This window comes from Chloroherpetonaceae bacterium (assembly GCA_033763895.1).
Classification (GTDB): domain Bacteria; phylum Bacteroidota; class Chlorobiia; order Chlorobiales; family Thermochlorobacteraceae; genus JANRJQ01.
Window position 1 is genome coordinate 60,821 of sequence record JANRJQ010000014.1, and the last position, 23,219, is coordinate 84,039.

At 42.5% G+C, this 23,219-nt stretch carries 22 protein-coding genes; 7 read left to right on the top strand and 15 right to left on the bottom strand.

The annotated features are described in order from the left end of the window. Positions 1-53: 53 nt before the first annotated feature. Positions 54-2,447, top strand: coding sequence for a hypothetical protein (locus SFU91_13875; GenBank protein MDX2130118.1), 2,394 nt, complete (start codon positions 54-56; stop codon positions 2,445-2,447). Here the strand turns inward: SFU91_13875 and SFU91_13880 are convergent. Beyond that, on the bottom strand, positions 2,431-3,828 hold the full coding sequence (locus SFU91_13880) for a DUF2851 family protein (GenBank protein ID MDX2130119.1): 1,398 nt from the start codon (positions 3,826-3,828) through the stop codon (positions 2,431-2,433). The genes SFU91_13875 and SFU91_13880 overlap by 17 nt on opposite strands. A 166-nt stretch (positions 3,829-3,994) precedes the next feature. Between SFU91_13880 and SFU91_13885 the strand changes: the two genes are divergently transcribed. Together SFU91_13885 and SFU91_13890 are read left to right on the top strand one after the other, a co-directional pair. Next, positions 3,995-5,194: an FtsX-like permease family protein gene (locus SFU91_13885; GenBank protein MDX2130120.1), complete on the top strand. Its 1,200-nt coding sequence runs from the start codon at positions 3,995-3,997 to the stop codon at positions 5,192-5,194. A gap of 76 nt (positions 5,195-5,270) precedes the next feature. Next, a complete protein-coding gene (locus SFU91_13890) occupies positions 5,271-7,271 on the top strand; it encodes a tetratricopeptide repeat protein (protein MDX2130121.1) in 2,001 nt (666 codons plus the stop codon). A 4-nt stretch (positions 7,272-7,275) separates the two neighbouring features. On the opposite strand, the gene SFU91_13895 is transcribed toward SFU91_13890, so the two are convergent. From SFU91_13895 to SFU91_13930, 8 genes are all read right to left on the bottom strand, one after another. Further along, complete coding sequence (locus SFU91_13895; GenBank protein MDX2130122.1) at positions 7,276-7,839, bottom strand: DUF4276 family protein; 564 nt, start codon at positions 7,837-7,839, stop codon at positions 7,276-7,278. Positions 7,840-7,843: 4 nt separating this feature from the next. Next, positions 7,844-9,040, bottom strand: coding sequence for an AAA family ATPase (locus SFU91_13900; GenBank protein MDX2130123.1), 1,197 nt, complete (start codon positions 9,038-9,040; stop codon positions 7,844-7,846). Positions 9,041-9,072: 32 nt separating this feature from the next. Next, on the bottom strand, positions 9,073-9,639 hold the full coding sequence (locus SFU91_13905) for a Uma2 family endonuclease (GenBank protein ID MDX2130124.1): 567 nt from the start codon (positions 9,637-9,639) through the stop codon (positions 9,073-9,075). 69 nt (positions 9,640-9,708) lie between these two features. Then, positions 9,709-10,353 (bottom strand): NAD(P)H-dependent oxidoreductase subunit E, encoded by a 645-nt coding sequence (locus tag SFU91_13910; protein MDX2130125.1) that lies wholly within the window; start codon positions 10,351-10,353, stop codon positions 9,709-9,711. Positions 10,354-10,406: 53 nt separating this feature from the next. Further along, positions 10,407-10,964: a nucleotidyltransferase gene (locus SFU91_13915; protein ID MDX2130126.1), complete on the bottom strand. Its 558-nt coding sequence runs from the start codon at positions 10,962-10,964 to the stop codon at positions 10,407-10,409. After that, a complete protein-coding gene (locus tag SFU91_13920; protein ID MDX2130127.1) occupies positions 10,931-11,227 on the bottom strand; it encodes a hypothetical protein in 297 nt (98 codons plus the stop codon). The genes SFU91_13915 and SFU91_13920 overlap by 34 nt, the downstream gene beginning before the upstream one ends. Before the next feature lie 18 nt (positions 11,228-11,245). Beyond that, positions 11,246-12,958, bottom strand: a complete 1,713-nt coding sequence (locus tag SFU91_13925; GenBank protein ID MDX2130128.1) for a class I adenylate-forming enzyme family protein — start codon at positions 12,956-12,958, stop codon at positions 11,246-11,248. Between the two features lie 30 nt (positions 12,959-12,988). Beyond that, the gene (locus tag SFU91_13930) at positions 12,989-13,564 is read right to left on the bottom strand and encodes a hypothetical protein (GenBank protein MDX2130129.1); all 576 of its coding nucleotides are present in this window, start codon (positions 13,562-13,564) and stop codon (positions 12,989-12,991) included. A 90-nt stretch (positions 13,565-13,654) separates the two neighbouring features. On the opposite strand from SFU91_13930, the gene SFU91_13935 reads away from it, so the two are divergent. Continuing rightward, a complete protein-coding gene (locus SFU91_13935; protein ID MDX2130130.1) occupies positions 13,655-14,278 on the top strand; it encodes an LEA type 2 family protein in 624 nt (207 codons plus the stop codon). A gap of 44 nt (positions 14,279-14,322) precedes the next feature. On the opposite strand, the gene SFU91_13940 is transcribed toward SFU91_13935, so the two are convergent. The 5 genes from SFU91_13940 to ppc form a co-directional block, all read right to left on the bottom strand. Continuing rightward, positions 14,323-14,583, bottom strand: a complete 261-nt coding sequence (locus SFU91_13940; protein MDX2130131.1) for a Txe/YoeB family addiction module toxin — start codon at positions 14,581-14,583, stop codon at positions 14,323-14,325. Further along, positions 14,580-14,837, bottom strand: a complete 258-nt coding sequence (locus SFU91_13945) for a type II toxin-antitoxin system prevent-host-death family antitoxin (protein ID MDX2130132.1) — start codon at positions 14,835-14,837, stop codon at positions 14,580-14,582. Before SFU91_13945 ends, SFU91_13940 begins: the two co-directional genes overlap by 4 nt. Before the next feature lie 200 nt (positions 14,838-15,037). Beyond that, a complete protein-coding gene (locus SFU91_13950; protein ID MDX2130133.1) occupies positions 15,038-15,250 on the bottom strand; it encodes a DUF2283 domain-containing protein in 213 nt (70 codons plus the stop codon). Next, entirely contained in the window at positions 15,235-15,558 is a 324-nt protein-coding gene (locus SFU91_13955; GenBank protein ID MDX2130134.1) for a PBECR2 nuclease fold domain-containing protein, read from the bottom strand. The genes SFU91_13950 and SFU91_13955 overlap by 16 nt, the downstream gene beginning before the upstream one ends. A 9-nt stretch (positions 15,559-15,567) precedes the next feature. Further along, the gene (gene ppc, locus SFU91_13960; protein MDX2130135.1) at positions 15,568-18,447 is read right to left on the bottom strand and encodes a phosphoenolpyruvate carboxylase; all 2,880 of its coding nucleotides are present in this window, start codon (positions 18,445-18,447) and stop codon (positions 15,568-15,570) included. Positions 18,448-18,594: 147 nt separating this feature from the next. Here ppc and SFU91_13965 point away from each other — a divergent pair, with 147 nt between their 5' ends. From SFU91_13965 to SFU91_13975, 3 genes are all read left to right on the top strand, one after another. Next, positions 18,595-19,602: a polyprenyl synthetase family protein gene (locus SFU91_13965; protein MDX2130136.1), complete on the top strand. Its 1,008-nt coding sequence runs from the start codon at positions 18,595-18,597 to the stop codon at positions 19,600-19,602. Between the two features lie 240 nt (positions 19,603-19,842). Continuing rightward, complete coding sequence (locus SFU91_13970) at positions 19,843-21,237, top strand: OFA family MFS transporter (protein ID MDX2130137.1); 1,395 nt, start codon at positions 19,843-19,845, stop codon at positions 21,235-21,237. After that, positions 21,238-21,378: a hypothetical protein gene (locus SFU91_13975; protein ID MDX2130138.1), complete on the top strand. Its 141-nt coding sequence runs from the start codon at positions 21,238-21,240 to the stop codon at positions 21,376-21,378. It abuts the gene before it with no gap. Positions 21,379-21,476: 98 nt separating this feature from the next. On the opposite strand, the gene SFU91_13980 is transcribed toward SFU91_13975, so the two are convergent. Next, positions 21,477-22,910 carry a T9SS type A sorting domain-containing protein gene (locus tag SFU91_13980; protein MDX2130139.1) on the bottom strand — a complete coding sequence of 478 codons (1,434 nt, stop codon included), beginning with the start codon at positions 22,908-22,910 and terminating at the stop codon, positions 21,477-21,479. Positions 22,911-23,219: the final 309 nt, after the last annotated feature.

Sequence of the window (23,219 nt, forward strand, 5' to 3'; positions counted from 1 at the left end):
TATTTTAACAAGTTGCTTTACTTCAATTTCATGAAAAGCTCACCTAAATCATTTTGGCTATTACTTCAAACTTGAATTCAATCTTTGCGATCAACACTCGCTCTTTGAAGTGGAAGATTCCGTTGCATTTTTTTTCAGCAGTTGGTTTAACCCGTTTCATTGTGTTTTTTTTATCTCTACTTACAACCGCTCTTCCGCTTCACGCTCAAATTTTGGGTCAATGGAAAAGCTACACATCCTTTAATATCGCCACATCAATCGCGGTTGAAAATGATTCCACCTTATGGGTTGGAACGGAGGGCGGCTTGTATCGATATCGCACATCATCAGGCACTTTTAAAACATTCACCAATACAGAAGGCCTACCGGACACACGCGTAACCGCTGTGATGTATGATTCCATTCGCAAAGGGCTATGGGTTGGTTTTGAAAGTGGCGTGCTTGGCTATTTCGATACGCAGCGAGAAACAACAGAGGCATTTTTCGATCTTTCTCGAATTACGGATTTCCCTTCAAAATCGATTCGAGATTTGGTCATTCAAGGCGATACGCTTTGGGTGGCAACAGATTTTGGAATCGCGTTATTTCTTCCGCTTAGAAAAGAATTCAAAGAGAGTTATACCCGTTTTGGTTCTTTTCCAAGCGGAACAGCGGTTCGCCGAATTGCTTTTACAAAAACACATCTCTTTGCAGCCACAGCCTCAGGTGTTGCACGAGCGTCTTTATCTTCCTTGAATTTACTTGCGCCTTCGGAATGGCAGAATATTTCCGGGACAAGTGGCGCACGAGATTTGCTTATCAAATCGGATTCACTTTTTGCCACAGGAGATTTTGGAACCTCATTTATCTCGGGTACTTCTTCTCAATTCATACGAAGTGGCGCCGCCTTTGGGCTATTTATCAATTCAACTTCTCCATCGTCCGAATTTTTGATTCTCACCTCTAACGGGCTCTTGACGCGAAGCGGAACATTTTTTTCAACTGATTTCGCTCAATATTCACGAGGGGCTGTGCAAAACAATTTTCTTTGGATTGCTGATAAAACACTTTCACTTCGGCGGCTAAACTTATCACTTCCATCCTCACCGGAATCATTGACGCCGAATGCCCCAAAAAATTCTCGATTTGATATCGTTCGGGTTGATGGTTTTGGCAGAGTTTGGGGAAGTTCTGCGTCCGAAAACCGCGGTGCTACAGGGTTTTCGCGCTTAGAGCTGAATGGCGTTTGGAAAAACTATGATAATTTTCGGGTTTTGAATTCTCAACCTATCCGTCAGTTTAATGATGTGCTCTCCGTTGGAGAAAAGACATATATCTCCACTTGGGGCGGTGGAATTTTCGAATTCGATTCTTTTGACTCAGTAAAAGTTTTTAACAACACCACAGGCGACTTTACCGGCATTCCTTCCGATACAAGTTTTGTGGTATTGGCTGCATTAGGCTACGAACGCCGGTCTAATCTCATTTGGGCGCCAAGTTTAGGTACTCGCTCGAATCCCATTTACGCTTTTTCACCGGAGCAATCACGCGCAGTGAAAAGTTTTGGCAGCAGTGGACTTCAAACGGAAATCCCAACGGGCGCCAATGCCTTCGGTCTTTTTGTAACGAGCGATGGAAGAAAGTGGATTATTCTTCGTGAAGGCACTGAGGTTGGACGTGGAATCGCGGTTTTCGACGATCGTCGCACGCTTGAATCCCTTGCAGACGACCGGTGGTATCAACTAACCACACAGCCCAACTTTGGCGGTTTGCCTGACTCTCGTATCAATGCCATTGCTGAAGATCTTGATGGAACCGTTTGGCTTGCAACAGACCGCGGCGCAGCGTCTTTCTTTTCGAGCAGCGATGTCGGTTCAATTTCACTTAGCTCTTTCGATCCATACCCACGCGGTACACCTTCAGCAACAACGGTTTTCGAGCTACGCAGTGAGGCTTTAACAGGCGTTGTTGTTGATGCTGCAAATCGAAAATGGTTCAGTTCTCCAAATGGTATTTGGGTGCTAAGTGCCAACGGCACAAGCATAGAAGCTCAATTCACAACCGCCAATTCGCCGCTTTTATCAAATACGGTTCGCTCAATTTCGTATAATTCGGCAACGGGCACATTTTATTTTGCAACCGATCGTGGTCTTTCTGCCTTTACAACCTCAGCTGTTCGCGCTGCAAGCACTATCGAAGCGCTTTTTGTTTATCCAAACCCCTATCGATTACCCTCCGCTTCGCCGCTTACCATTCGAGGTTTAGCGGGCAATGCAACCGTGAAGATTCTAAGCTTTAGCGGTGCTTTGGTTCGCGAGATCGGCGCAACCCCGGCAGGTGCAATTCAATGGGACGGAAAGGATCAATCGGGGCAATGGGTGGCGAGCGGAATTTATTTGGCTGTGGCCGTGAGCGCCGATGGAAAGCAAGGCGGTGTGGGTAAAATTGCCGTTATTCGAACACGTTAGGATTGGAATCTTCTTTTTCGGAAAAAATGGCTTGCCCAATATTGCACTCAAGGCACCGAAAGGGCTTACAGTAATTCTTTCGCAGTTCTAATATTCCTTGCTCAAATGCCGCACTCTTAATGGTGTAACCTTCACCCAGAATTGCGGTCGCTGTATTTCTTGCAAGCTCACTGCTAAGCGTTTTTGGATAAGCTCGGTAGAGTTCGTGAACTTCTTGGCAGGCTTTTTCATCTCCTTCATAGCCTTTATACAATGCGGGTAAAATGATGTTTAAGATGATTTCTGCACTTCGTGTTTTCCCAATCAAGGATTTAGGAAGCAGATTGTCATTTTCTTTACTCGATTCTTTTTCTTTTTGCTGAAATCGCACATGCTTTAACCAATGCCCAAAAGACTCCGCTGAGAAAAGACTTTCAAGCAGTTTGAGTTTTCGCCTAGTGGGGAGTTTCATATCAAAAATGGCTTTTGCCTCTCCGTAAAAGCCTCTTACCAAAAGCTTTGAAGTTAGTTCTGCTAAGCCTGCAATTCGAACCGTAGGAAAATTTGATGGCCTTAACCGAAAGAAAATCCAATCCTCAGGTTTCATTGGGATTATGGTTTTCACTTCAGGCGACTCCTTTGCCAATGCTTCAAATTGACTTTGAAGCTCTTTGACCTTCGGTGATTCTTCGTTCCCTGCCATTAATCCCGATACCCAAAAGAGAACCGATTCGATTTTATTCCGACGCTCTTCAAATGAAAGTGCTTTGCACCCTGCGAAAAGAGAAAGCGGTACGCGCTTTGCTAATTCTTCCATTGGTGCGGCGTTTTCACTGTAGCCTAATGCCCGCGCAACGCCTTGATATACGGCTGCTTCAAGCATTTCTTGCGCGTGATGATTAAAAGACTCGGCTTTGGTTTCAAATCGTGAATCGGATAGAAATGAAATCCATTCCATTTTAAGTCGGTCATCAACTTCCTCCACAAGCCCATTGCAAGCCAGCATTTCGCCTGCTAAAAGGAGTGATTCATCGCGCAAGCAATTTGAAATGACCAAAGGAAAAGGCTGGCTTAAATGATCTCTTAGGTTTAGCAATGGTGTGCCTTCAGGCATATTGGAATCGCAGTGAAGAGCGGCATGTAAAATGAGATTGTTGTAGTGTGGGTTCTCACTGTGCCGGTGTCGATTCCAATCGGAAGTGCGTTGATGAATTTCAATATCACCTTCAACCTGCCTTGTACCGATGATTAGCTTTGCGCCGATAAAATCAGGACCTTCGTTGGGGTTTAATTTTCCAGTGCCAAGTACCTGTATTTTTTCACCTGTGGTTGTGGCGAGCGTTTCTCGATTAAAGTATTGATTCTTCCAAATATGACGGAGATATTTCTCGGGGATTTTCATAGCTTCATATAAATTTTTGGTTTATATCCCCAAAAATTAAGGAATAATTTCTTCGCGTCAATTTTTTGTACGACAACTTTATTTTGTGACCTTTCCCGAATTCAAAACAGCCTTCTCAGTTGCGCGCCGCTTTATTTTTTCGAAGAAGAAAATGCGGGTGATTAATATGATAACAGGCGTAAGTATCTCCGGCTTAGTGCTTGGCGTTGCCATTATTTGCATTGTGCTTTCGGTCTTAAATGGATTTAGGGCAATCGTGAGCGATTTATTTCTGACGATTGAAACTGAAACAGAGATTATTCCGCTTTCCGGCAAGTATGGTGTCTTTCCAGATTCTTTGCTAACAGAATTAAAAGAAGAACGAAGATTTCAATCTGCAGAGCGATTTATCTCTACAAAAGTTTTAATGTTAAGCCAAAAGCAAAGCGCAATGGTTACACTGAAAGCGGTTTCTGAAACTTCGCTTCAAAACTTATCTTCACAATTTATTTTTGGGCACAATAACCTTTCGCCTTACGGCATTGCGATTGGCGTGGGTGTTTCTCGTTCCTATTCACTAGAGCCAAATGAACCCATTCGGTTGCTTACGCCTGAACTGGTAAGTGCAGGTCTTGAAGCACTTGAAAATCCGTTTTTACCCAGCGTGCTACAGCCCCCAGCATTCACGATTGAAAATGTGTTTTCGTCGCATCGCCTTTATGATGATGCTACGATTGTCGCAAGCCTCAAAACGGTTCAAGATAATCTTTCTCTCAAGCCTTTTGAAGCCAGTGGGGTGGCCGTTCGATTTCAAGAAGGCAATTTTGGACGATTTGATTTCGAAGCCAAACGCCGCTATCTCCAATCGTGGCTTGAAGAAAATGGGTATGGCAATCGGTTTCGCGCGACGGGGTTGGATGAAAAGCATGAGGCACTTTTTCGGGTAATGAAGCTTGAAAAATGGGGAAGTTTTGCCATTCTCTTGCTTGCAGTACTTATTGCATCGCTCAGTTTGATTGGCTCACTCACAATGACAGCCATAGAAAAGCGCCGAGATCTCTTCATCCTTTCTTGCACCGGACTTGGCAACACTGCCCTTCAACTCATTTTTGTAATGGAAGGGTGTATGGTGGCGTTCATTGGAATTTGCGGTGGTATTTTGGTCTCGGCTCTCATTCTTTACCTTCAAATACAGTTTGGTTTAATTCGTTTGCCATATTCTGAAGGGTTTATTATTTCAAGCTATCCGGTGTTTATCGAGTACTCCGATTTTATTGTTGTCATTTTAGCTACACTTTTTATTTCGATACTTGCAAGCCTTTACCCAGCTTACAAAGCAAAAGAGCTGTCTTTGCGTTATGCAAAATTTCGAGAGGATCGGGATTAAGAGCAGCTTTGATTAAATTACTTTTCTTTTATATCCTTTTCCTTTCGATTTTATCTTGGCTTTGCCGAAAAGTTTTATGCAATCAGCGCCTGACTCGATTAATCAACTTGAATCCCGGCTCTCGGAAATCCGCGACCCAAAAGAGCGGGTTAATCTCCTCAATAAAATTGCTTGGGAAAAACGCTTTATCGATACCCACGCCGCGATGGAGTATGCCGGAATCGCCAATCAACTTTCCATTCAAATCGGATATGAAATTGGCTTAGCCTACAGTTTGCGAAACGAAGGGATTTGCAGCTATTTGCTTTCAAACTATGAAGATGGTCTATTAAAAACGCTGGAGGCTTTAGAGCTTTTTGAACGATTCAATGATCAGAATGGAGAAGCCTCTACATTTAATATTGTTGGTACGATTTACGAAGGACTTGGGATATATGCCTCTGCGCTTGATAGCTACCTCAAAAGCGCCAAGCACTTTCAATCCTTAAATGACCTTCAAGGCCAAGCGACAGTGCTAAATAACATCGGCAATATCTATCAAAAGCAAGGGGATTATGATAAAGCTCTTGAGTATCATCTGAGCAGTTTGAAAATCAAAGAATCGAGTGGCGATTTGCAAGGTCAGGCGAAGTCGCTCAATAACATTGGTCTTGTTTATGAAAAGATGGGTGATGTCGTAAATGCCATTGATTATCACATCAAGTGCATGAAACTCACCGATTCCATTGGGGATACGCAGGGCTATGCCACGGCGTTTCTCAATATTGGCTCATTTTATCATACACTTGGCAACTACGAAAAAGCCCTTGATTACCATTTTATCAGCCTCACCATTTTTGATGAAATGGGCGATAAGAATAGCCTTGCCATTACTTACAATAATATTGGACGCATTTACCATAGCTTGGGTCATTATGCCAAAGCGCTCGAAAATATCTTAGAAGCGTTAAATATTGCCACGCAAATTAATGCCAAGGAAATTTTATGCGATGTGTATCAGGCCCTTGCAGCGGCGTATGAAATTGAAGGTGATTTTGTGAATGCGCTAGATGCACAACGGAAGTTCACGATGTTTAAAGAAGAAATGTTTAATGAAGAAACGCGCCGTAAGATGCGAAGCCTTCAAGTCAATTTTGAAGTTATTCGGATGGAGCGTGAAAAGGAAATTTATTATTTGCGAAATACCGAACTGAAGCGTGCGAATGTTGCACTTGAGAAATCGCTTAAAGAAGCCGAGCAACTTCGCAGAGATGCTGAAAAGCGAAAGGAAGAAGCAGAACAGGCCAATAAACTGAAGTCTGAGCTTTTAGGAATTGCTGCGCATGATTTAAAAAATCCGCTTCAAACCATAATGGGCTTTTCGCGATTGATTGAAGAAGAAGCCGATAAGCCTGCGCAAGTGGTTGAGATGTCGAATTACATCTACAATTCTTCGACTCGCATGTTCAACATCATTTCGAATTTGCTGAAGATGTCGGCCGTTGAAAGCGGGACATTGAATCTCAATCTTCAAGTTTTGGACTTTAACCAAATTGTGGCGGCTGCGGCTAAGAATAATTTTATACTTGCCGAAGCAAAAAACCAGAAACTCCAAATTTCTCTTTCTCGGGAAACCTATGTGATAGCCGATGAAGAGCGGCTAATGGATATTTTTGATAATCTTATTTCAAATGCTATCAAATATTCTCCAATCGGAAAACCGGTTTTTATTTCTACAGAAAAAATGATAATTGATTCCTCTGAAACACCTTCTTTAGAGGCAATCACCGATGCGAAAAGTTTGGAAGCCTTTTCTTCACCAAAACCGCAGGTTTTTGTTCGGCTTTCTGTTCGCGACCAAGGTCAGGGGCTGACGGAGAAAGACAAGACAAAACTCTTTGGAAAATTTCAACGACTTTCAGCGAAACCCACAGCAGGCGAATCTTCAACGGGTTTAGGGCTTTCGATTGTGAAACAGTATGTGGATTTATTTGGCGGAAAGGTTTGGGCGGAGTCGGAGGGGAAAGACAAAGGCTCGGCATTTATTGTTGAGTTTCCTTGTGTCCCGCCCGAAGAAGTGGTGATGGTGCGGGAATAACATTTCAATTGAGAAATTTTTTCACACCTCTCACAAACTCCTTAAAACTTGGCGATGTTTTTTTTTCAAGACTCATATAGTTCGGGATTGATTTTGAGGCAACTCCTTTTTGAAAGTTGGGAATCAACTTTTTCAATTCTTCTGCTGCTTGGCATAAATCCGGATTTCTAAACTTTTCTTTACCTAGAAATTTATTTGCCTTAAAACGAGGGTACGCTTGTTCTATCGCTTCCATATCACCCAAATACCACGACTCTAATTCTTTGCACGGGATTCGAATTAAAACCGGGCAGTTGCCATTCACTTCGCATATCTTTTTCAAGTCTTTTTTTAAGGCTTTGCAATCATTGGAATCTTGGTCGTGCAGTATTACAATTTTTGTTGGCTCATATAAGCGGGAGAAAACCTTTACTTTGTTTGAAATAGATTTCCTCAAATCGCTTTTGCCGTTGTGCGGTCTTAGAAAGCAGTTCTCGTTTAGTTTGTAAGAATCCGGTAAAATCTGTGGAAGTAGAATTTCCAAAACATTTTTCATTGATTCTTCTTCTAAAAGAAATTCTACTCTCATCGCCCTAAGAATTGGGGTTGCTGCCTTTTAAGTAGCCTTGATTCCAAAGCCAACCCAGTTTATCGCCTTCCTTTGTCAATTGACTGACGAGGTCGTCATCTTGTGCGCGGTGAATCGTTGTATAACCATTTTCTTTTTTAAGCCAAAAAAGTTCATCAATTTCTAAAGCATTCACAAAATCTGGTGAGTGCGAGGAAATGAAGACTTGCCCGCCGCGATTGGCATAATCGCGAAATTCTTCTGCAAGTTCTTTAAGTAGAGCAGGATGAAGATAATTTTCAGGTTCTTCAATGCAGAGAAGCGGATAGCGATTGGGAGAGTATAGAAGAATTAGGTAGGCGAACATCTTTAGTGTTCCGTCAGAGACATAGCGAGAAATAAACGGGTCTTTGAATGCGCCGTCTTGAAACCTCAAAACGATTCTGCCGTCGGATGTTTTCTCAGCATCAACTTGAGAAATGCCCGGAACGCGCTGTTTCATTTTCTCCAAAATTTTATTAAAGGTCTCACGGTGATTCTCATAGATGTAATCGGCAACTAAAGCGAGGTTATCGCCTGTTGGCGAGAGTGTTTCACTTACACCGATGTCTTGGCTTTTTTTGGCGTCTGGTATTTGGAAGTTGGCGATATACCAATTGTCAAGCAACCTCCGAAAATCAGCTACCGCTTTGAATTCTTGAAACTGACCCAGTCCTTTAATGGCTAATATATCTGGCGCGTCTAATTTGTAATCTTTTCTCTCTTCTTTGAAATCTTGTTTCTCTTTTTCAAACTCTTCTTCATTGACAATTGCCTTCCCCTCACCGTTTGAAAAATCTAAGAATCGGTAAGGCCGTCCGGTTTTTCCTCGTCTATAACTTAAAATCTCTTTCTTTACAACGATTTTCCCCGATTCTTGCCCCACACTGAGTTGATAGGTAATGATGGGCTGTTTTGTTTTGCCCTCATTTCTGAACTTGATTTCAAACTCAATGTCTTCTTTTTCTTTGCCACGAGTGACAACTTCTTTATACCCGCCACGATTGTTAATGGCTGAACGCACATTATTTTTCAAGCACGCACTCAAAAATCCAAAAACATCGAAAAGCGTTGACTTGCCTGAACCATTTGCGCCCAAAAAGACGCACATGTTGGAAAGCTCTTTGATTTCAGCATCAGCAAAGACTTTGAAATTTTTGATATGAAGTTTTTCTATTCTCACCTTAAAGCGTTCCCGTTTTACCCTTGGTAGTCTTACTCCCAAACTTCTTCATACACCTCTTCCAGTTTCAATCCCGCACCAATGGCGTCGAAATGTAACTCATCATTTGGGTTGGTGTACCGAGAGTAATGCCACTCATTTTCTCCCACTTTGTGATACCACTCCACTTCCTTTTTTTCTTGTGATACCAAAAGATAATCTTTCAGCGAAGGTAGGTTCTGGTAACTCTTGAACTTCTCCCCGCGATCATACTTTTCGGTTGAAGGTGAAAGCACCTCAGCAATCAATACTGCATCCGCGGCAACATCGTCTTCAATGAATGATGAATTTCCGCAGATAACGGAGATATCGGGGTAAAAATAGCGCTCTTGTTTTCCAACAGTGATTTTCATTTCGTTGGCGTAAGTTTTGCAAGGTTTCCCCTTTAATTCCTTTCTAAGAGCCGAGGCAAGATTTATTGTTATAAGAATGTGCCTTTTTGAAGCTCCCGCCATCAACCGCAGTTCTCCCGAAACATACTCGTGCTTCACATCAGAGGCTCTTTCCAATGCCAAGTAATCGCTTGGAGAAAGAAGCGTTTCAAGTTGTTTTTCTGCCATTATTCAAAAACTGAATTGATTTGAATTTCGTGCTTCTTAAATGAGTTGATTATTTTTTTTTGAATTTCCTTAAAGTCCTTTTTCTTTGAGAAAAGACTCTAATTTTTCTATCGTTAAGTTTTCGATGTAGTCGTAATTATTGACTTGCATTGCCGGCGCCATTCCGCAAGCGCCAAGGCACTCGGCTTCTTCCAAAGAGAGCAATCCATCAGGTGTGACATCGCCGTTTCCAATGCCGTATTTCTTCTTCACATAATTATAGACTTCATATCCGCCGCAAAGCATACAAGAAATGTTGGTGCAAATGGCCAAATGCGTTTTCCCCACTGGCTTTTTCCAATACATCGTGTAAAAGCTTGCCACACCAAAGACATCCGCTCTCGGCATTGGAATAGAATCTGCAACAAGATTAATGGCTTCAATCGAGAGCCACCCAAATTTTTCCTGTGCCATCCAGAGTGCGCGCATCACCGCAGATTCTTTGGAGGGGTATCGCTCAACAAGGGCTTGTACCTTTTTCTTTTCATCTTCAGTGAAAAAAATAGATTCCGGAGTTTCGGAGTGGCGTGCATGAAACTCTTGAATTCCGGTTGAGGGTTCAAGGCTATCGCCGTGACTGCCGTGCGCAAAGCGCTGTTGCTTTGCGGCATGCTCGCCATTATGATGATCCTGATGATGATGCCCGTTCTCGTTAGAGCTGTGTGATGCTGACATACTGCTGTAAAAATTTTCGATGATTACGATCGTTAAATAAAAATTGAAATGGCTTACTCGCCCAAAAACCGATTTAAATTTTCTAAGATATCGCCCCGCTCCAATTCTTGAAATTTCTTCGCCGTGCTTTTGAGATAAGGGATACTTAATTGTTTTCTAAAACGACGAATTAAATATTTTACATCAGCGATATCACGCTCTCTTGCAGCAAAGAGTTTAAAGATAAGCATATCTTCAGGCGTGGCGATATTGAATTCGGCATTCCCAAATGTTACTCTTTTTCCTCGTGAAATACTTAATTTTTCAAAACCACCAACTCCGGCAGCCACATCCACTTTTATACCGTTCACATCGTCAATAAGTGGTAAAACAAAATATCTTTCAAAAAATACTAATGGGTTTTCTTTTACAGCTCTAAACCCATTTGATGTAAAAATATTTACGACTTTATTAAACTCGCCTATTTCTGTGTCAACCGATAGATCTATATCCGTGGTTTGGCGGGCGCTTTCATAATACATAACGGCAACGCCACCTATTACGATATAATCAAGATTACTTCTTTTACAGAGAGAATCTATTCTTGCGAGAGTTGCATCAAATCCTTCCATAGTTCTTTATCTTTTCCGCATTCATAGAGTGCTTTTTGTCGTCTAACCCTTTCCCAAGTTTTTTCTTCTAATACTTCATCTGCTTGTACCAATTTCAACCAATTCAAAATATTTTCATTAGCAAAAATTAGAAACGACTCTCTTTCCTTCGAAGTAGAAAAACCATTTTTTTCTTCGTTATCACCATCCAAAAGCTCATATTTGGCTTTCATCGCTCGTACTTCTTCAAGCGTCATCGTCCAAGTCACTTCATGATTTTCCATACCAATTCCGCTTAATTTTTATCCCTTAAACTGGACCGATTTCCACTCTGCAAAAAGATGCTTCACCTTGCCACGCTGATACTTCCCTGTTGATGTAACGGGAATCTCGTCACCAAAGACAATCACCTTCGGGCATTTCTGAAAAGGTAACCTTTTAGCACATTCAGAAATTATCTCTTCTTTACTCTTCACCACGCCAGATTTCAGCGAAACATACGCACCCACTTCCTCGCCATACCAATCATTCTCGAACCCCACGGCAATCGCCGCTCTTACGCCATCAATCCCATTCAATACTTCATCAATCTCAAAAGGAGAGAGATTCACTCCGCCTCGAATAATGAGCTCTTTCAGCCGACCTGTTATAAAAAAATACTTTTGACCGTTTTCCGCAACCTTAAAAAAGCCTTCATCACCGGAGTGAAACCATCCCTTTTCAAAAGCCTTGATATTGGCATCAGGATTTTTGAAATAGCCTTTCATCACATTGTGCCCTCGAATCACAATCTCACCACGCCAGCCTTCACGCACTTTTTCGCCGCGCTCATTTAAGATCGCCATTTCATTGATGGGCAACGGTACGCCAATTGAGGGAAAGCCGAAATCTTTGAGCCACCGATCGTGATCCGTTTTTTCTAATTCTGTTGGGAGAAAGCACGAGTAGCAGGTGGTTTCCGAAAGCCCGTATCCGTGAATCACTTTAAATCCATAATGCTTTTCAAACTTCGCGACTAGCTCGACTGTCAGCGGACCCGCCCCACAAATAAAATGACGGAATCCAGATAAGTCATATTTCGTGAGGTTGATATCGGCTGCGTGCAAAAATTGAAGTAAGGTGGGCACCACGCTTACGATTTGCACTTTTTCATTCGCCAGCCTCTCAAAGAAATGCTCAGTCGAAAATTTTTGATTGAGCACCACACGGCCGCCGTAAATCATTGGGGTTACGAGTGTCACCACCGTTCCATTAACATGATGAATAGGCAGAACACACATCATCGCATCTCCCTTCACAAGCCCGTGATGCCGAGCAATGGCATTGGCATCAACGAGTAAATTATACTGCGTAAGAACAACGCCTTTTGGGTTTCCCGTTGTACCTGAAGTATAAACAATCATTGCTTCGGTTTCGAGATCGGCAAAGGTGGCATTTTCATCAAAATTGCTCATGCCTTTTTTTCGCGTGTCCACTACCCCGCCAAGCGCAAGTGAATCGGGAAAGGTTTCCTTTTCTTTATGAAAATCCTCTTCCGAAAGTATTTCAAGTGCCTCCGTTTTTAACGACTCCGCAAGTAGTTGATAATCATTCAAATAAAAGAGAAATGCTGTTTCGGAGTTTTCAAGAATGAATTGCAACCGCTCTTTCGATTCGCTTGCGTTAAGGGGCACAACGGTCATTCCCGCACACCACGCCGCAAAGTAAAACACCACCACATCGGGATGATTATAGCCCAAAATCGCCACGCGAGATTCCTCAATCAAGCCCTTACTCTTTAAAAGATTTGCAGTTTGAAAAACCTGCTTTCGAAAATCGTTATAGGTGTAGGAGCGATGCACCCCGCCTGAACTGTAGTAGGTGAGATAGACTTCTTCCGACATTTCTGAGCTACGCTGAATAAGCAAATCCAAGATATTTTGTTCTGCCACCATATACTTTGTGGGCATAAAGGTTTCGCCCTCAATCATCACGGCGTGTGCCATATGCGTCGCAAAAATGAGATCTTTATTCATTTCAATTTCGGTGAGATTCGTTGCAGTAGTTTAGATTTTTTTCATTGCGGCTTTCATCACATCGCATTGAATGAGTGTACTTGAGCCATCCAATACTTTAGGAACTTCCTCGAGCAGTTCTGGGATTTCGGTTATGTTTTCCTCTAAGGCAAAGTGGATTCTTTGAAGTTGAACCCGAATTTTTTCTGGCATTGTTTCAGGCGGTTGATACGCTTCTTTATTGAGCCACTTGGCTACGGCTTCGGGAAGTTCGGGAATGAGCGGGGTATTATTGACAATAGCCCCAAGCAATTTCTCCATTCTTGAAAGACGCCCCATCTCGCGGTCCTCTTCTGTGAGGCGCCGAAGCGTATCAAAATGCGGTTTCATTTCTTCTGGAAGGTGATGTTCAGAGGCGCGAAGTGCCGCTAAAAACTTGGGAATGTCATGCTCTTCATATGGCTTGAGTGTAAATGTTCCATCCGTAAAGCGTATAAGTGATGAACCGGCGTTTAAGGAAATTTCACTTTCGATTTGCTTTCCTGTGGCTGATGCAATAAGTCCCGGAAAGGATTTTGCGAAGTGTGTTTTCGCGAGGGAAGTTTCCCATTTTTTTTCGGCGTACATAGATTGGTTAGCTTTATTTCACCTCAATTTAACCGCTTGTCGCTTATTTTCGTTGAGCTATTCTTGTTCCATTCTCAAATTTTTAACCAAATGCCGAACAAAAAAAATTTCCTCCGATTTTCAGTACTTGCCTCTGTAATAGCACTTTTGATTTTATTCAATGGTTGTGCCTCGGTGATGAAACAGGTTGAGGGAATCCTGACGCTCACGAAGTGTGAATTTCGCTTAGCGTCTTTAAGCGAGCCTAAACTTGCAGGGATTTCGGTGGAGCGTATTGCATCGCCTTCTGATCTATCCTTTTCTGATGCTGCGCGTCTGACACTTGCCCTTACGCAAGCCGAATTGCCTCTCACCTTTCGTTTGAATGTGGAAGTGAAAAACCCGAATCAACGTGCGGCGTCTCTGACACGATTTCAATGGCGGCTATTTATTGATGACCTCGAAATGACGGCCGGAACTGTATCATCGCCAGTGTCTATTTCAGCAAATGCAACTGCAATTGTTCCAATGGAAATGACGGTTGATTTAAAGAAATCTCTTGCGGGGCGCTCGCTTGAAACCCTCAAAAACTTTGCGTTTAATTTGGCCGGAGTTGGTGGAAAGCCCACGCGTGTGATGTTGCGGGTGAAACCCAGCTTACAAGTGGGGTCAATGATGATTGACTATCCAAATGAGATTGATGTAAGAACGGAATTCACAGGTGGAAAAAAGTGACATGTGAAAGGCTTTTCTCTAATATTTTCAATTAAATGAATTCATTATTTATCGTAATGGAATCTACATTTTGCAATAAGAATTGAGTCTTTGGTTGGTTGGTAAATCAATCGATGCTCTTCATCGATTCTTCTCGACCAAAATCCTTGATATTTATGCTTTAAGGGTTCAGGTTTTCCAATGCCTGTGTAGGGATTACGTGCGATATCTAAAATAATTTCGTTGATTCTTTTAACCTTTTTTGGATCGGTCTTTTGCCAAAACAGATAGTCTTCCCAAGCTTCATCACTAAAAACATAATTCATTCAACTTCAATCAATTTTCTTCGCTTCCCTTTTCCTGCCTTTAACTTTTTAATTGCTCTGTCTAATCTTTTCTCATTTGTTTTGGACGAAAGTTCATACTGGGTTGCATTCAGTGCGTTGTATTCCTCAAGAGAGATAACAACAACCCCCACATCCTTTCCTCGATTGATAACCAATGTCTCGTAGTCATCGGTTACCTTATCAAGGTACTTTTTAACATCCTTTCGAAAATCAGAAACCGTGGTTGTAATCATAAAACTTGTACGTTTTTTTGTACATAAAATAGTTAGCAGCTTCTATACTTTCCAAATATCGATGTAGAGTACTTAAACCGTTGTTTAACTTTATTTTCGATAGTAATCAATCACCCCGTATTCTTCATTCCTGCTGCGATTCCGTTCACGCTTGTGCGTAAAAGCACGGGTACAACCCTACCCAATTCATCACTCGAATTTCAAACAGGATTTCCTAACCGAATTGATAAAGGGAGTTTTGGGTTCATTTGACTTACTTTGAGAATAGAAAACCCGATTATTTCCCCATTCATATTTACTTTTTCCATTATTGCATCATTCTCTGTTTCTCTAAAGAAACCTTTTTCCTTTTCAAAAAGTACTTCTAAGAAATCTGCCTCTTTGTCAAACCAAATTGTTATTTCTTTTTCCATAACTCTACCCCAGTCTTTATTTTATTGGTAAAATAAGTTGTTACAATAAAGTTATCTTTATCACTTTTTTTTACAACAACACATAAATATTTACTCCCAACCTCAGTTTGTTTATACCACTTGTAGTACAACTCTATCTCACTGTCTGATTTTGATAATGTTATCGAATCGGGATTCACTAATGTTTCTTCAATTAATGCGAAACTTTCTTGCAATTCGGGATGGTTTGTTTCAATGTGATTCCATCGTTCTTTTGAAAGTCTTATCGTGTGATTTCTCCTATCTACGAAAAAATGATTCTCATCCATAAATATCAATCACCCCGTATTCTTCATTCCCGCCGCGATTCCGTTCACGCTTGCACGTAAGAGCGTCAGCAAAGCCTTGCGCTGCTCATCTTCCGGCTCAAGAGCGCGAAACTGCTTCAACGCCGAAATTTGAATAAAGCTAATCGGGTCGAGATACGGATTGCGCAAGGTTATAGACTTTTGAAGCGTGAGGTCGTTTTCCAAAAGCGACTTTTGCTTGGTGAGCTCTAAAATGATTTTTTTCGTTCGCTCATATTCCCCTGAAATGACTTGCATCATACGCTCGGCATTGGCTTTATCGTGTGCGAGCTCCGCATACGAAGCCGCCACAAGCATATCCGATTTGCATAAAATCATTTGAACATTATCAATCAGTGATTTGAAGAACCGCCACTTCTCATACATTTCTTGCAATGTTTCAAGCGATGTCCCCGCTTTCATTGCCGCTTCAATTCCCGAGCCCACGCCAAACCAATTCGGTAATGCTGCGCGGTTTTGCATCCACGAAAAAATCCACGGTATGGCACGCAGATCTTCAATACGCTTCTTCGCTCCGCGCCGTGCAGGCCGTGAGCCGATTTCCATTTGCTCGATGATATCAATCGGTGTGGCTTCTAAGAAAAAGGGCAAAAAGTCTTTATCGTCATACACCAAGCCTCGGTAAGCATTTTTAGCTTCCTCCGAAATCTTCGCCATTACGGTCTCCCACGCTTTAGGGTGCTTTGGCGAATGATGCTCAAGGCTCGCCACCATTACTGCAGAGACAATCCGTTCAAGATTCCGATTGGCGATGTGAGGCAATAAGTATTTGGCCGAGATGATTTCACCTTGCTCGGTGATTTTAATTTTTCCGTCAATCGTTCCCTCCGGCTGAGCCAAAATAGCTTGATGCACCGGCGCCCCGCCGCCGCGGCCGACCGTTCCGCCACGGCCGTGAAACAGCCGCAATTTAATGCCGTAGTGTTCGGTAAGTGCCTTTAATCGGAACTGTGCGTTGTAAAGCTCCCAATTTGACGCAGCGACTCCTCCATCCTTGCTCGAATCGGAGTAGCCGATCATAATTTCCTGCACATTGCCACGGGCTTCCAAATGCTTACGATATACGGGGTTTTCAAAGAGCGATCGCATTAAGGTTTCGGAGCGTTGAAGATCGTCGATGGTTTCAAACAGTGGAACTATGGTTAAATCGCTTTCATATCCATCGTGGTCGTCTTGGCGTATCAAGGCAGCTTCTTTGGCGAGCAGCAAAACTTCGAGCACATGACTGGCTTTTTCCGTCATGCTGATGATGTAGCTTTGAATGGCTCTTGGAGAAATGAATTCCAATATTTTTCGAGCCTGACGAAAGACAGAAATGATTTCATTTGTTTCTTCACTAAAGGTCAGTTTGAAGGGAATCATTGGTCTTCGGCTATTGATTTCATTTGATAGCCACTTAATTTTTTCTTCTTCCGAGAGCTCTGAATATGATTTTGAAATTATCCTTAACTGTGCGGTGATTTCACCAATTGCCGTGGTATGCTTGGTGCTATGTTGCCGAAGATCGAGCGTTACGAATGAGAATCCAAAGATTTCTACTTGCCTAAGCATCGGTTCAAGCGTGTGCTTGGCAAGCCGAATTGTTTTAGGCTGCTTCAAACTTTTATAGATCACGCGAAGATCATCGATGTATTCCTTTTCTGAATGATAAGCATGCTCATGCAAATGATCTTTATCAACCGATTCAAGCGTACGCTGTAATCTGTAATACATGTATCGGAGCTTAATCCGGTAGGCTTCGCTTCGATTCTTCCCCGCCCACTCTTTTTCAATATGTTCCTTTCCAATTACTTCATCATCTTTTTGAATCGAGGCTAAGAGTTCATCAGAGACCTTCACTCTCGCGGTTGAAACACTAAGGCTCATAATGGCGGCTTCGAGTGACGCCAAGTATTTTTTGAGTATCACGGTTTTGAGATAGCGCAAGGTTTCGCGCGTGACATCGTGCGTGACGAACGGATGCCCATCGCGGTCGCCACCCGTCCAAGAGTGAATCCGCAGAAATGGCGGAATGTGAAATTCAGCTTCGGGGTAATGCGCTTTAAGAGATTGCTCCAATTCGTGATAAAGCGCCGGGATAATCGGATAGAACACACGCTCGAGGTAGTATAACTGACTTTGAACCTCGTCTTTCACCGTAAGTTTTGTAGATCGCGCTTCTTCAGTTTGCCATAACGAAGTAATTTGATAGTAGAGTTCTTCCATCATTTCCATTCGTTCGCGCTCGCTGTGGTTTGGGTTATCGAGCCGCTCTAAAATGGTTGCAATATGACGCCGCTTCCGAAGAATGGTGTGGCGCAATGCCTCGGTGGGGTGAGCCGTAAGCGTGGGAAGAATTTCAAGATTTGAAAGGAGGGCTTTAATGTCATCTGCCTTTATCCCGCGCGATTTCAACCCGCGAATGGTTTCTTCAATTGCTCCCGGAAGAATATTCCCGCCTGCGGCTGCTTTGCGTTCGCGGCGAATAAAGTGATACATATCGGCCACATTGAGCAAATGAAAATATGTTCCGAATGCACGGATTAAATCAAGTGATTCTCTTTGGCTTAAGCCTTTAATGATTTCAGTGAGTGCCTTTACCCCACCATCAAATTGGTCTTGATTGGAGGATGACGGTGATTTACTTCGAAGATCTTTACAGAGCAGACGAATTTTTTCTTCTAACTCTAAAAATGAACTTCCTTCTTGCTCAGTAAGCACATCGCCCAAAATATTCCCGAGCATTTTCACATCATCGTGCAAGCGATTCTCGCCGTTTTGAAATAGATCATGTTGATGCGAGTCGATTTTCGCGCTTTGTTCTAAATGGCTTTGTGGAACAAGGATTTCAGGTTGGGTTTCTGTTTTCATAGCGGTACTCCTTAGGTTAATTATTGGTTTCAATGTACGGATTGACCCATTGAGATTCAAAGCCGTTTCTATCTCTCTCCGAATCGAGTTTTCATTGTATTTTAGGATTAACTCGGTGGTTATCACCCGAAAATCTTAGGATCATCAATGCCATATTCAAAACCTGCGGCCTCTGCGCCTTCATCAGTTGAAAAAGAAATTGCCAAGCTTCGCGACCGAATCAATCGTGAATTGATTACCGTTTTTCCGCAAACCCAGCCGAAGTCACTCTATGAACCGGCTCGGTATATCATCACCGGAAGTGGCAAACGCATTCGCCCAATTTTGGTGATTATTGGCGCAAAGTGCATTTCAAATAAAGTGGATGCGGTTATGCCCGTCGCTCTTGCCGTTGAAATTCTCCACAACTTCACGCTTGTGCATGATGACATTATGGATAAGGCCGACCTTCGCCACGGCCGCGAAACTGTTCACAAAAAGTGGGATATCGATACCGCCATTCTTTCGGGCGATGTCATGCACGCGATTTCCTATCAACTCATCACCCGCTCGAAAGTCAAAAATCCACTCCCAATTCTTGATTTGTTTCTTTCGGCCACCATTACCGTTTGCGACGGACAAGCCTTCGATAAAGAATTTGAAACCCGCCACAATGTCACCTTGCCCGAGTACCTCACAATGATTGATTACAAAACAGGTCGCTTAATTTCAGCTGCACTTGAAATGGGTGGCCTTGCCGTCGGCGCAACCAGCATTCAAGCCAAAGCCCTGCGCGACTTCGGTAGTTCAATTGGCCGCGCCTTTCAAATTCAAGATGATTTATTAGATGTAATGGGCGGCGAAAAGTCGGGCAAAACCGTGGGCGGAGACATCATTGAAGGCAAAAAAACTTTTCTCCTCCTTAAATCTCTTGAGCTCGCCAAAGGTAAAGACCGAGCACTTCTTCAAACTGTAATCAAAGAAAAGGGCATTGATAAATCCCGCGTACCTGAAGTGAAGGCGGTCTTTGAAAAGTGTGGTGCAGTTCAAGAAGCCAAGAATGCTATCGAAACGGAATACAATAAAGCCCTGAAACTTGCCTCTAAACTTCCCAATAAAGACGGCCGCGACATGCTGCTCGGCCTTGCGGCCTATTTGATGAAGAGAGACTATTAGGAATTTTAGAATTGTGAGTTGCGAGTTAAGAAATAAGAGTTAAGGATAAAAGTCGAAATTCACCAAATAGGACATACCGAGATTTATGATGCTCGTCAAGCTCGCGATGCAGCGCGTCCGCAATCCTTCATGAAAAGAATTTTACGTTTCTTTTAATCCTCTTTTCTTTCCTTCTTTATTTCTCCCTTCAAAATTCTATATTTCATCGCCTGAATTTATTGCACATTAAACAAACCATTTATGTTCCAATTTCTTGATCGTGAGCATTCTATTGCCCCGCCCAATTTCAATCGTTGGCTGTTTCCGCCGGCGGCACTTGCTGTTCATCTTTGCATCGGCCAAGTGTATGGTCTCTCCGTTTTCAACATTCCAATGACAAAGCTTATCGGGATTACAGAACCGGCAAAAGGGCTTGATTGGACAATTCCCGACCTTGGGTGGATATTTAGTATTGCTCTCGCAATGCTCGGGCTCTCCGCCGCCTTTTTTGGAAAATGGGTTGAGCTTTCAGGTCCAAGGAAAACGATGTTTGCATCTGCTATATGTTGGTCGGTCGGATTTTTTATCGGTGCGCTCGGCATTTGGCTGCATCAGCTTTGGATTGTGTATTTCGGTTACGGTGTCGTTGGCGGCATTGGGCTTGGACTTGGGTATATCTCCCCTGTTTCGACGCTGATGAAATGGTTTCCGGACCGCCCCGGAATGGCCACGGGAATTGCGATTATGGGTTTTGGTGGTGGCGCAATGATTGGCTCTCCACTTGCCGTTGAATTGATGAATACCTTTAAAACGCCATCGTCAATGGGCGTTTGGGAAACTTTTTTAGTGATGGGTGCCATCTATCTTGTCTTTATGCTTTTCGGTGCGTTTGCAGCACGTGTGCCTGCACCGGATTGGAAACCGGTCGGATTTAATCCCTCTGTGCTTCCCAAAAAATTGGTAACCTCAGCCAATGTGAGTGCCGATGCTGCAATTTCAACACCTCAGTTTTGGCTGCTTTGGGGGGTGCTTTGTATGAATGTCACGGCGGGAATTGGCGTTTTAGGTCAGGCTTCGCCGATGATTCAGGAAATGTTTCTTCTCAAAAAATTTCGCGATGCGGGCATGAGTGAAGCCGATGTGGTGAAAATGGCAGCCGCAGCGGGCGGCGGATTCACGGCTTTGCTTTCGCTTTTTAATTTGGTTGGTCGATTTTTTTGGTCGTCTCTTTCCGATAAGTTTGGGCGAAAGGTGAACTATATAATTTACCTCGGCTTAGGAACGCTGCTTTATGCGCTGATTCCAACAACCGGTCAACTTGGCAGCGTGGTGCTTTTTGTCGTGCTCTTTTCGGTGATTATGAGCATGTACGGCGGCGGATTCGCGACAATTCCCGCCTACCTGCGTGATCTCTTCGGCACAATGCAAGTGGGTGCAATTCACGGGCGATTGCTCACGGCGTGGTCTGTTGCGGCGGTGCTTGGGCCGGTGCTGGTGAATTACATTCGGGAGTATCAAATTAGCGTGGGTGTCGCGAAGGCCGATGCCTATAACATCACGATGTACATAATGGCGGGGTTATTGGTCGTTGGGTTTATCTGCAATTTTTTGGTAAGGGAAGTCGCTGAAAAATATCATCATAAGGAGGTTATTTAAATGGAAAAAAATCTTCAATCACAACCGGAAGCGTCATCGTCACAAACCGTGAAACTTGTCCTTTACTGGCTCATTGTGGGTGTGCCCTCGCTGTGGGCGGTATGGCAAGTGGTGGTGAAATCGGCGGTGCTTTTTAAGTAATAGCAGGATTAACTCGCATTAACCTATATCTTGATTTTATTCTTGACCAAAAAAAGGCGCATCTTAAATGCGCCTTTTCCTTCTTTAAAGATCAAATTTTACTTGATAAGCATCATCTTTTTTGTTTCAGTGAACGACCCCGAGACCAATTTATAGAAGTAAATGCCCGACGCAAGATTGTTTCCATTAAAGGGAATCGTGTAAACACCTGCTTCTTTAACCCCATTTTCTAAAGTTGCAACTTCTCTTCCCAACAAATCATAAATCTTCAACTCAACCCGCGACGCAGACGGAATGTTGTATCGAATTGTGGTGGTTGGATTAAATGGGTTCGGTGTGTTTTGCAACAACTCGAATTTTCTTGGCAAATTTTGAACTGTATTCTCAATCACTCTATCTCCAATGCCTATTGCAAATTCTCCAAATGCTGTTAAATCATTAACGATAACATTCGGGAAAATTTTCAATATGGTTAAGCGTTGAAATGCGCTCTCGACATTTTTCCACGCTGAGGTTTTATTTGGACGGTAAAGAATTTGTACTTTTTCTGCTGACGGATTGCCTTCAACTTCTCCAACATTCACAATGAGATTATATCTTAACCCTACCGTTGAAATGCTTCCTGTTTGTTCAATCACCCAATATCTTGAGTTGGAGAGCGATTCAATACCCGGAGGCAATGCGCCGACTAACGTAGGATTTTGTTCAATTGAGCCTCTAATTTGAAAGGTTGACTCCCGGTTTTGTGTCACATTCAACATAAACTCTTTAGAACCCAAAAGATATGCCCCGGTTTCATTTTGCCTTATTGTTGTGTTAGCATTATTATCCTTAAGTGACACCAATTGGGTAAAGGGATCAAACGAAAAACTAAGTTGTGGTTCGTTTCCTGTGTTTATTTTTCTAATAACGAATGGAATCCTATTTCCACTTAGGCTTCCCCTAATAACCGAATTAAATTGCGTTAAATCAAAAGGATCACTCAACTTTGTACCGCCAATATATAATTCTTGAATAGTATTGTTTTCCGGGAAGGAGATATTTTCAATTGGAACGCCATCTACGATTACCATATTTATAGATGGAGCATTTCTTAGATCGACTTCTCTCAAAGGCATCTCTGAAACCCAAAAACTAGTTAAACTTGGTTTATTTCCAAGCAGTAAAGTTTTCGCGTTTTTTAATCTCCAAACTTGAAGGAGCTGAATTTTTTCATTTTGAGTGAGATCAATTTCCTCAACCAACCCATCTGATAAAGCAAATTGCGTCAACTCTTTGAATGCTTCAATTCCTTTAAAGGATCTAATATTTCTTGCTTCGTTTATTACGAGAGGATCAAAAAACGATATGCTGGTTATATCACTAACCTTTGGATTAGTAAAGGTAACGGTTTGTGCTGCATCATCTTTCGTGACGCCTGTGAAGCTTTTTACAAGTACTTCTCTGAAATTTTGATCCTGAATACTGACCGTTTGGGCATTCAGCGAAATCGCGGAAGCCAGCAACAAAACAAAAAATGTATTTTTCATCATATTCATCATTCGAGCAATTTGGGTTAAAAGAAAAAAGGCACAACAACTTTTATTAAACATAAACATTTTATTAAAAAGTTTTCATAAAAATTTTCTAACGCCGTTTTCTGTTATTTTTGTTTAATTAAAGACCTCTCTTGCAAGCATTACTGGAAAAATTGAAATGTGTTTAAGGTTTCACTAAAGGCCGCAAATAAGTTTATAAGATAAGCAGAGAATTGGCTCATTGTGGGCGTGCCCTCGCTGTGGGCGGTTTGGCAAGTGGTGGTGAAATCGGCCGTGCTTTTTAAGTAAAAAAAATGGGGAATA

Excerpts from the sequence above, each read along its gene's own strand:
- SFU91_13920 (MDX2130127.1), bottom strand. The coding sequence starts at position 11,227 with ATGGAAAATCATGAAGTGACTTGGACGATGACGCTTGAAGAAGTACGA.
- SFU91_13980 (MDX2130139.1), bottom strand. The coding sequence starts at position 22,910 with ATGATGAAAAATACATTTTTTGTTTTGTTGCTGGCTTCCGCGATTTCG.
- SFU91_13880 (MDX2130119.1), bottom strand. The coding sequence starts at position 3,828 with ATGAAAATCCCCGAGAAATATCTCCGTCATATTTGGAAGAATCAATAC.
- SFU91_13925 (MDX2130128.1), bottom strand. The coding sequence starts at position 12,958 with ATGAATAAAGATCTCATTTTTGCGACGCATATGGCACACGCCGTGATG.
- SFU91_13975 (MDX2130138.1), top strand. The coding sequence starts at position 21,238 with ATGGAAAAAAATCTTCAATCACAACCGGAAGCGTCATCGTCACAAACC.
- SFU91_13935 (MDX2130130.1), top strand. The coding sequence starts at position 13,655 with ATGCCGAACAAAAAAAATTTCCTCCGATTTTCAGTACTTGCCTCTGTA.
- SFU91_13905 (MDX2130124.1), bottom strand. The coding sequence starts at position 9,639 with ATGGCAGAAAAACAACTTGAAACGCTTCTTTCTCCAAGCGATTACTTG.
- SFU91_13930 (MDX2130129.1), bottom strand. The coding sequence starts at position 13,564 with ATGTACGCCGAAAAAAAATGGGAAACTTCCCTCGCGAAAACACACTTC.
- SFU91_13940 (MDX2130131.1), bottom strand. The coding sequence starts at position 14,583 with ATGAATTATGTTTTTAGTGATGAAGCTTGGGAAGACTATCTGTTTTGG.
- ppc (MDX2130135.1), bottom strand. The coding sequence starts at position 18,447 with ATGAAAACAGAAACCCAACCTGAAATCCTTGTTCCACAAAGCCATTTA.
- SFU91_13915 (MDX2130126.1), bottom strand. The coding sequence starts at position 10,964 with ATGGAAGGATTTGATGCAACTCTCGCAAGAATAGATTCTCTCTGTAAA.
- SFU91_13890 (MDX2130121.1), top strand. The coding sequence starts at position 5,271 with ATGCAATCAGCGCCTGACTCGATTAATCAACTTGAATCCCGGCTCTCG.
- SFU91_13885 (MDX2130120.1), top strand. The coding sequence starts at position 3,995 with ATGATAACAGGCGTAAGTATCTCCGGCTTAGTGCTTGGCGTTGCCATT.
- SFU91_13970 (MDX2130137.1), top strand. The coding sequence starts at position 19,843 with ATGTTCCAATTTCTTGATCGTGAGCATTCTATTGCCCCGCCCAATTTC.
- SFU91_13955 (MDX2130134.1), bottom strand. The coding sequence starts at position 15,558 with ATGGATGAGAATCATTTTTTCGTAGATAGGAGAAATCACACGATAAGA.
- SFU91_13910 (MDX2130125.1), bottom strand. The coding sequence starts at position 10,353 with ATGTCAGCATCACACAGCTCTAACGAGAACGGGCATCATCATCAGGAT.
- SFU91_13895 (MDX2130122.1), bottom strand. The coding sequence starts at position 7,839 with ATGAGAGTAGAATTTCTTTTAGAAGAAGAATCAATGAAAAATGTTTTG.
- SFU91_13945 (MDX2130132.1), bottom strand. The coding sequence starts at position 14,837 with ATGATTACAACCACGGTTTCTGATTTTCGAAAGGATGTTAAAAAGTAC.
- SFU91_13965 (MDX2130136.1), top strand. The coding sequence starts at position 18,595 with ATGCCATATTCAAAACCTGCGGCCTCTGCGCCTTCATCAGTTGAAAAA.
- SFU91_13950 (MDX2130133.1), bottom strand. The coding sequence starts at position 15,250 with ATGGAAAAAGAAATAACAATTTGGTTTGACAAAGAGGCAGATTTCTTA.